A 7,025-nucleotide genomic window follows, 5' to 3' on the forward strand; every position below is an offset into this window, starting at 1 on the left:
CGGACAACTTCCTGCGCAGCGTGCCGATGACGGTGGCGCTCTCCGTGCTGGGGCTGCTGACGCTGGAGGCCCCGAGGGCGACGCCCATGGGCGTGGGGCTCGCGGTGGCCTCGGGGGCACTGGCCTCGGGCGTGGGCTACAGCCTGTGGTACGCGGCGCTGCCGCACCTGACGGCGATGCGGGCGGCGGTGGTGCAGCTCGCGGTGCCGGTGGTGGCGGCCGCGGGCGGCGTGCTGCTGCTCGGCGAGACGCTGACGGTGCGGCTGGTGGGCGCGGGCAGTGCCCTGCTGTGTGGCGTGCTCCTGGCCCTCACCGCGCGTCAGCGGAAGGTGTGACCGCTCAGCTCGCCGGGTTCTCCAGTACGTCGGAGAGGGTGGTGGCATTCACAGCCCGGTCGAACCAGCGGTCGAGCGTCGCCAGGTCCGTGCACGTGAGGATGCGCTGCTGCGCCTCGTCGCCCACCTGCACGCCCCGCGCGGCGAGAATCCGAAGCACGGCCTTGGCACACCCGTGAAGCCGCTCCTCCTGGCGTCCCTGCTCGATGAGTTCCTCGGCATAGCTCCGCATCAACTCCTCCGTTCGTTGCCCACCCAGTACCGAATGTAACACCCGCCCAGTCGCTTCACGGACGGCCTTGTCTCCAACCCACAGCAGGTAGCGGATGACCACCACCAGATGCTCGGCCCCCTCGGGGCCTGCCTGTACCTGCGCGAGGAGCCCCACCCAGTCCGGCAGCTTCTGGGCCATCTCCCGGGTACGTCCGTAACGTAGGACCAGCCACGCCAGCCGGGCCAGCGGCGGGCCGGGGCGCGCTCTCAGCGCCTCGTCCCGCTCGACCGTCAGGTCATCGAGCAGGTATTCGAAGCGCGGTACCAGCGCACGCCATCGCTCCCGCCCCTCGTCAGGCAGGTCGAAGAGGTTCTCCACCCGGCGTGGCGCCGTCCAGGCCCCCTCGGGCCCGTGGTACATGACGAGCGGGATGATGAGCGGCAGTGATTCGTTGTCCGGATGCTCCTGGCGCCAGCGCTCCAGCTGACGCACCACGTAGCGCAGCATCCGCAACGCCATCCATCGGTCCACCGAGGACTGGTGTTCGAGCAGCACGTACAGCAGCAGTGGGTGACCCGTGCGCAACCGAGCCGTGAAGAGCAGGTCGCTCTCGGTCTCCCGCAGCTCCGGGTCCACGACGGAACCGGGCTCTCGCCGCAGGGACGCCCAGTCCACCTCCGAGACGACATGCGCGGGCAGCACGGCGCGCAACTCGGCCGCGGCTCGCTCGGGGTGGCCGAAGGTGTAGCGGGCGAAGAGGTCATGCGGTCCCGACATGGCAGCGGCACTGGAAGCATGCGGCGGGCCAGGCTACACGCGGAGGGCGTGGGCCCTCGCGGAGGAGTAGGCTCCCCCGCATGCGGAAATCCGAACTGGTGGCGCTCGTCGACATGGACGGGACGCTGTGTGACTACGAGGGCACCATGTCCCGGGACATCAGTGGCGCCCGCGCGGGCTCGTCATCCTTCCCGCGCAGCGCTGGAACGAGGGCTTCTCCCACCCCAACGCCCTGCGCTACAACGGGAGCAACCTGCAGCAGGTCCGCGAGGCCCTCGTGCGCATCAAGGAGCGCGCCGAGGCACCGTAACGGGGCTCAACCGCGCCGGCTCGGGCGACGCCTCGCCGACTGGCGCACGCCGGGAAGCGGACGGGGTGGGCCCTCCAGGTGCGCGGAGTGGAGCGGTCGGGCGGCCTGGGCGCTCAGCCCGCTCCCATCTTCGGGCAGGGGCCGATCATCCTCCCGCCGCTGCGCCGGAGGGCTCAGCAGCCGAGCGTCCGGCTGCCAGTCGAAGAGCAGGATGGCGATCAGCACCATCGTCACCACCGTGCGGCGGAAAGAAGGGGATTCCTGGAGGAGCAGTTGCGGGTTCATCTGCGTCTTCCAACACTTGGCCGCCGTGCCTTCATGCACCCCCACGGTGAGGACCTTCTAAATACGGAGGACGACTCTTCCCGCCTCTTGCGGTGCTACGGCTGGGTGAAGCCCGTCAGCCACTGCAGGTTGGGGTCCACCGACCAGTTATAGGTGCCGTTGAGCCACTTCTGGTCCAGGGAGTTCTGGCTGCCATTGCAACCGCCAGTCGCGCGCATGTAGCAGTGGTCGGCGTTGCCATCCGAGGCCTCCGCGTGCTTCACGATGTACCAGCCGCTGCCGTTGCTGGCGAAGCAGGAGGTGGACGTGCAGGTGCGGCCCGTCAGTTCCTGGAGTTGGCCACGCACGCTGCTCTCGCTGCCACCCATGAAGCTGTCTGCCTCGCCATTGACGGCCCGGAGCCGGTCACTCGACAGCGCCCGCTTGCCATTGGCGACGCAGGCGCGGAGGTCATAGAAGGAGTACTGCACGCCAGCGCCCAGTCCGTAGGCGGCCTGGACCCGGGCGTCATGGTTCTTGGAGAGGATCGCCAGGATGGAGCCCTGGCTGAAGCCGGCCACGACGATGCCCTTGGAGCAGTCCGCGGCGGGGCGGGAGCAGAGGGCCGCGACAGCGCTGCTCGGGCTGGCCGCGTCGAAGATGCACTTGGAGCGGGCCGACAGCGTGGTGCAGTCTCCAAAGGAGGAGCTCGCGTACTGGACGGTGGCCGCGACGTAGCCCCGGCCCGCCATCTCGTCCACGGCGGCCAGCGCCGAGGCGTTGTTGTAGGTCTCCGACGTGCCCACCATGTAGATGAAGACCGGGTACCTGCTCGTCGAGGACGGCTCCTTGCCCTGGATGTTGTACGTCGTCCCGCAGGTGGAGCTGCCGCCCTTGTACGTCGCCGTGAAGCTGGTCAGGGTTTGCGCCCAGGCAGAGGCGCTCCATGCGGTGGACAGCAACAGACCCGTGACAAGCTTTGCAACCAGCGTCGCCTTCATGACGTCTCCTGTGGATGTCTGGAATGGGGTGAGCGCTCCGGCAGCCGCGCGGGCTCGAACGTCTCGCTATTCAAGAAAGTAAAAGAAACCCTGTTTCCCGTCAATGCGGCAAACCGCCCAACCCCGTTAAAAACGGTGAGACTGGAATACCTTGTGCGGCGCGTCATCCCTCCGCGCGTTCCGCTCCGCGAAACAGGTGTCACGGAAACGCGGGACGCTGCCTCCTGGTGCTCAGGAGGTTCATCTCCCGGGCGTGAGGCGGGCGACGCCGCGCACGGGGAGCTCAGCCCGCGTTGCGCAGGAACGTCGCGAGCTTCTCGTAGGCCACCGCGAGCGCGGGGATGGGGGCGCTCTCGTTGGCCTGGTGGGCCTGCGCCGTCTCGCCCGGCCCGAAGTTCACCGCGTCCACCCCGAGCTCCGAGAAGCGCGCCACGTCCGTCCACGCCTGCTTCGACGCCGCCGGCAGCCCCGTGAGCGCCATCAGCCCCTGGAAGAGCGGGTTGTCCGCGCACACCCGGCCGCTGGGCGCCAGGTCCGTGAACTCCACCTCCGCCGCCTCCCCCACCAGCTCCCGCACGTCCCGCTGCGCCCGCTCCACGCTCTTCCCCGGCGCGAACCGGTAGTTGAGGTTGAGCTCGAACGCCTCCGGAATCACGTTGCGCGCCCGCCCTCCCGAGGCCTTCGTGACGTTCAACACCTCGTAGAAGGGGAAGCCGCCGTTCACCACCTCGCGCCGGGGCAGCGCCAGCAGGTGCGCCAGCAGCGGCCCCGCCTTGTGGATGGCGTTCTCCCCCTGCCACGGCCTCGCCGAGTGCGCGCTGCGCCCCTTGAAGCGCAGCGTCACGTGCAGGCTGCCCACGCACCCCACCTGTACCACCCCGTCCGTCGGCTCCATCGCGATGCCGAACTTCACCCGCTTGAGCTCCGGCCGCGTGTCGAACAGCGGCCCCAGCCCGCTCTCCAGGTAGGGGCCCTCCTCGCGCTCGTAGAGCACCACCACCAGGTTCACCGGCAGCTCGGCGCGCGGCAGGTCCTCCGCCAGCGCCATCATCACCGCCAGCCCGCCCTTCATGTCCGAGGCGCCCAGGCCGAAGACGCGCTCGCCCTCGAGCCTCGGCTCCCGGTCGTTCGGGTGCGCGGGCACCGTGTCCAGGTGCCCCACCAGCGCCACCGTGGGCCGGGCGTCCTGGAGGCTGCCCAGCACCAGCGAGTGCCCCAGCCGGAACACCTCGCGCTGGGGGAAGTGCCCGTGCGCCCAGCGCTCCACGTGGTCGGCGATGGCCCGCTCCTCCCCGATGGGGCTGGCAATCCGGCACAGGGCCAGCGTGGACTGGGCAAGTCGGCTCGCGAGGTCGCTCATGGCTCGGCTCGGACGGCTACAGCTCGACCTGCGTGCCCATCTCCACCACGCGGTTGGGCGGGATGCGGAAGAAGGACGTGGCCGAGCGGGCGTTGTGGCTCATCCACATGAAGAGGGCCTCGCGCCAGCGCGCCATGCCCGGCTTCTTGGTGACGAGGATCGTCTCGCGGCCGAGGAAGAAGCTGGTGCCCATCAGGTTGAACTGCAGCCCGGCCTCCCGCAGGCGCTTGAGGATGTCCGGGATGCTCGGGTCCTCCATGAAGCCATAGCGCGCGTACACGCGCTTGAGGCCGAGCTCCAGCGGCACCACCTCCACGCGCTCGGAGGCCGGCACGTGGGGCACGTCCTGCGTCTGGATGGTGAGGAGCACCGTCTGCTCGTGCAGCACCTTGTTGTGCTTGAGGTTGTGCAGGAGCGCGCTGGGCGCGGCCTCCGCGTTGCCCGTCATGAAGATGGCCGTGCCGGGCACGCGCGTGGGCTCATGGTCCCGGAAGCTCTCCAGCAGGGCCTCGACGGAGAGGGCGCCCGAGCGCAGCCGCTCGCCGAGCAGCTCGCGGCCGCGCTTCCACGTCGTCATCAGCGTGAAGATGATGAGGCCGAGCGTGAGGGGGAACCAGCCGCCATCGGGCACCTTCACCACGTTGGCGCCCAGGAAGGACAGGTCGATGGCCAGGAAGAGGGCCGTCACCGGCAGCACCACCGCGCGGCGCATCTTCCAGCGCTCGCGCGCCACCACGTACGCCAGCACCGTGGTGATGGACATGGCGGCCGTGGTCGCCATGCCGTAGGCGGCCGCCAGCGCGCTCGAGGAGCGGAAGGTGAGCACCAGCACCACCACGCCCACGAGCATCGCGAAGGTGAGGCCGGGCAGGTAGATCTGCCCCTCCTCCTCCGCCGAGGTGTGCACCACCTCCATGCGCGGGCTGTAGCCGAGCTGGATGGCCTGGCGCGTGAGGCTGTAGGCGCCCGAGATGAGCGCCTGGCTGGCGATGCTCGCCGCCAGCGTGGCGAGCGCCACCAGGGGGTAGAGCAGGAAGGACGGGGCGAGCTGGTAGAAGGGATTCTCCGCCGTCGGGTCGCGCAGCAGCAGCGCGCCCTGCCCGAAGTAGTTGAGCAGCAGCGAGGGCAGCGCCACGGCGAACCACGCCAGCCGGATGGGCTTGCGGCCGAAGTGGCCCATGTCCGCGTAGAGCGCCTCGCCACCGGTGATGACCAGGATGACCACCGCCAGCAGCAGGAAGCCGTGCACGCCGTTGTGGACGAAGAAGTCCACCGCGTGGCCGGGCCACACCGCCCGCAGCACGTCCGGCCGGGCCAGGATGGAGCGCGCGCCCAGCGTGCCGATGGTGAAGAACCACAGGAGCATCATCGGCCCGAAGATCTTGCCGATGCCGGCCGTGCCCCGGCTCTGCATCACGAACAGGCCCACCAGGATGACCAGCGTGAGCGGCACCACGTAGGGCTCGAACACGTGCGTGGCCACGTTGAGGCCCTCGGTGGCCGACAGGACGGAGATGGCCGGGGTGATGACGCCGTCGCCGTAGATGAGGCCCGCGCCGAACAGCGCCATCCACACCAGCACCTGGCGGCTGCGGTGCGGGGCGCCCTCGCGCGTGCGGTGCATCACCAGCGCCATCAGCGCCAGCATTCCGCCCTCGCCGCGGTTGTCCGCGCGCATGACGAACGCCAGGTACTTCACCGAGATGACGATGATGAGGGCCCAGAAGAACAGGCTCAGCACCCCCAGCACGTTGGCGGGCGTGGGGGAGATGGCATGCGGCCCATGGAAGCACTCGCGCAGCGCGTACAGGGGCGAGGTGCCAATGTCACCGTAGACCACCCCCAGCGCACCCAGTGCGCCCAGGGCGACGCGGCGGAGTGAGGGGGGTTCGGAGCCAGCGGAGGGGTGCACGGAGAGGCTCACCTCGAAGAGACGGGCCGGCCCATCCGGGCCGCCGTGGAAGACGCCAGCCTTAGCGCACCCCCCCTCACGGGTCATCAACTCCGCGAAGGGGGGGTACAAGGGGAACATAAACAAACACTCCAGGTGAAGGGAGGCCCCCTTCTCCCCCGCTCGGGGTGTGAGTCACTCGCACCCCCGGGTGGGAGGAGGGACCTCCCCCGCTGGCCGAGCAGCCGCGTCCCCCTGATTTCCGTTTCGTTCGTTTGTGCACAAATATTACCCCCCCATGCTCGCCAGCCCCATCCCCCCCCTGCGTGCCGAGCCCGTCCCCCTCGCTCCCTCGTTGGAACACCTGCTCGCCCTCTACCCCGGTGCCCGCGAGGCGGAGGAGCGGCTGCGCGAATTGCAGGCGCTGCTGACGTCGGCCCAGCCCCGGGCGCCGCTCGCGACGCGCGGGGCGTGGCTGGAGGAGCTGGCCCGGTGGCTCCAGGCGCGCGGGGCCACGCCGTCGCGGCGCGGGCGACTGGCGCCGGTGGAGTCCTCGGGCTCGGCGCGCCTGCGGCTGCTGGTGGAGGTGCTCGGCGAGGTGCCCGAGTGGTGCGAGGCCCTGCGGGGCGTCGTCGCGTCGGTGCTCGCCGAGACGTCCGCGCGACAGCTGTTCACCGAGCCGGGCCTGTCCGCTGGCCGGGGCCTGCTGGGGGACGCCGCGGCGCGGCTCGGCCAGCGGCTCGTGCCCCCCGCGCCGGACGAGCGGGAGCTGGCGTCGCTGGTGTGGCGCCTCTTCCCGGGGGAGGAGGGGGCGGCGTGGCTGGACGAGCTGTCCGAGCAGCCCGTGGCGGACCTCTGTGCCCTGCTGCGTGC

7 protein-coding genes are annotated in these 7,025 nt (G+C 70.3%); 2 read left to right on the plus strand and 5 right to left on the minus strand.

Features of this window, described 5'->3' with window-relative positions; translation table 11 throughout:
• On the plus strand, positions 1-335 hold a 335-nt coding region (locus VF697_RS06000; RefSeq protein WP_331092527.1), incomplete at its 5' end, for a DMT family transporter.
• A gap of 4 nt (positions 336-339) precedes the next feature.
• On the opposite strand, the gene VF697_RS06005 is transcribed toward VF697_RS06000, so the two are convergent.
• From VF697_RS06005 to VF697_RS06025, 5 genes are all read right to left on the minus strand, one after another.
• The gene (locus VF697_RS06005; RefSeq protein WP_331092528.1) at positions 340-1,326 is read right to left on the minus strand and encodes an Rpn family recombination-promoting nuclease/putative transposase; all 987 of its coding nucleotides are present in this window, start codon (positions 1,324-1,326) and stop codon (positions 340-342) included.
• Positions 1,327-1,642: 316 nt separating this feature from the next.
• On the minus strand, positions 1,643-1,921 hold the full coding sequence (locus VF697_RS06010) for a hypothetical protein (RefSeq protein WP_331092529.1): 279 nt from the start codon (positions 1,919-1,921) through the stop codon (positions 1,643-1,645).
• Positions 1,922-2,016: 95 nt separating this feature from the next.
• Positions 2,017-2,901 carry a hypothetical protein gene (locus tag VF697_RS06015; RefSeq protein WP_331092530.1) on the minus strand — a complete coding sequence of 295 codons (885 nt, stop codon included), beginning with the start codon at positions 2,899-2,901 and terminating at the stop codon, positions 2,017-2,019.
• A 283-nt stretch (positions 2,902-3,184) separates the two neighbouring features.
• Positions 3,185-4,261, minus strand: a complete 1,077-nt coding sequence (gene dapE / locus VF697_RS06020) for a succinyl-diaminopimelate desuccinylase (protein WP_331092531.1) — start codon at positions 4,259-4,261, stop codon at positions 3,185-3,187.
• 16 nt (positions 4,262-4,277) lie between these two features.
• Positions 4,278-6,293 carry a potassium transporter Kup gene (locus VF697_RS06025; RefSeq protein ID WP_331092532.1) on the minus strand — a complete coding sequence of 672 codons (2,016 nt, stop codon included), beginning with the start codon at positions 6,291-6,293 and terminating at the stop codon, positions 4,278-4,280.
• 157 nt (positions 6,294-6,450) lie between these two features.
• Here VF697_RS06025 and VF697_RS06030 point away from each other — a divergent pair.
• Positions 6,451-7,025: hypothetical protein (locus tag VF697_RS06030; protein WP_331092533.1), on the plus strand; the 575-nt coding region annotated here is incomplete at its 3' end.

Source organism: Archangium sp., assembly GCF_036388035.1.
Lineage (GTDB): Bacteria > Myxococcota > Myxococcia > Myxococcales > Myxococcaceae > Archangium.